This window comes from Mycobacterium sp. 4D054, assembly GCF_052245755.1.
Lineage (GTDB): Bacteria > Actinomycetota > Actinomycetes > Mycobacteriales > Mycobacteriaceae > Mycobacterium.
Window position 1 is genome coordinate 1 of the sequence record NZ_JBQQCF010000138.1, and the last position, 1,361, is coordinate 1,361.

Below are 1,361 nucleotides of genomic sequence, written 5' to 3' on the forward strand. Positions count from 1 at the left end.
TGAACCATCCCGCGTTTGATGCGCACCTCCTTCCTTGGGAAGGTGCATGTCATGCCGAGCAAGTACGACCCGGAGACCCGAGCGAAGGCGGTCCGTCTGGTGCGCGAGCACCGGGAGGACTATCCGAGCGAGTGGGCGGCGATTACCGCGGTGTCCAAACGGTTGGGGATGAACGCCGAGACGCTGCGTAATTGGATTCGCCAGCAACAGGTCGATGACGGTGATCGAGACGGGGTCTCTTCGGAGGCGGCTGCGGAGATCCGGGCGTTGAAACGGCGTAACGCCGAGCTGGAGCAGACTATCGAAATCCTCAAGGCGGCAACGTCTTTCTTCGTGCGGGAGAGCGACCCGCGCAGCCGCCGCTGACCGCTACGGTCTGCGAGTTCATCGCCGCCCACCGGGACCGTTTCGGGGTCGCTCCGATCTGCCGCGTGCTCACCGAGCACGCCGTGCCGATCGCCCCGCGGACATTTCATGCCTGGGCGGTGCGGGCGCCCTCGAAACGGGCCCTGTGGGACGCCACGATCACCGAGATCCTAGCCGGCTACTACGAGCCTGATGAGCACGGACGCCGCAGGCCCGAGTCGCTGTACGGGTCGCTGAAGATGTGGGCCCATCTGCAGCGTCAGGGCATCCCGGTGGCCAAGTCCACCGTGGAACGCCTGATGCGCAAGAACGGCTGGCAAGGCGTGCGCCGCCAGAAGAGGGTCCGCACCACGATCCCCGACCCGGAGGCGGTGCGACCGCCGGACCTGGTGGACCGCCAGTTCGGGGTGGCCGCACCCAACGTGCTGCTCGTGGCCGACTTCACCTACGTCAAGCTCGTCACCGGCGTGTTCGTCTACGTCGCGTTCGTCATCGACGCCTACGCCGGGTCGATCGTGGGCTGGGAAGCCTCGGCGTCCAAGCACACCCGCTTCGTCGAATCCGCGCTGCGTCAGGCCGCTGCACTGCGTGCCCGCCAAGGCCATCCCGTCGACGGCGCAATCCATCACAGCGACGCCGGCTCGCAGTACACGAGTGTGAGATTCGGTGAGACACTGAGCCTTTCGGGAATTCGCCCGTCCGTGGGCAGTGTTGGGGATGCCTTCGACAACGCGCTGGCTGAGACGACCATCGGCCTGTACAAGAACGAATGTGTCCGGGCGGATTCCCCGTTTCGCCGCGGCCCACTGAACACCGTGGGCGACGTCGAATACATCACCGCCGACTACGTCGCCTGGTACAACCAGCAGCGCCTGATGCACCGCCTCGGACGCATTCCGCCGGCCGAAGCCGAAGCCCGCTACTATTCCCAACTCGTGACCGGTAGACCGGCCGGATCACAGAAACCTGAGGGTGCATGAAACCCGGGACGGTTC

General features: G+C 65.7%; 1 protein-coding gene. It reads left to right on the forward strand.

All coding sequences use genetic code 11. The features are described 5' to 3' along the window. The first annotated feature begins 51 nt into the window (after positions 1-51). Positions 52-1,346 (forward strand): IS3-like element ISMysp3 family transposase gene (locus tag ACTWP6_RS30260; RefSeq protein ID WP_109545024.1). Its coding sequence is split into 2 segments (ribosomal slippage): positions 52-325 and positions 325-1,346, totalling 1,296 coding nucleotides; the frame shifts between segments, so codons are not numbered across the junction. The last annotated feature ends 15 nt before the right edge of the window (positions 1,347-1,361 follow it).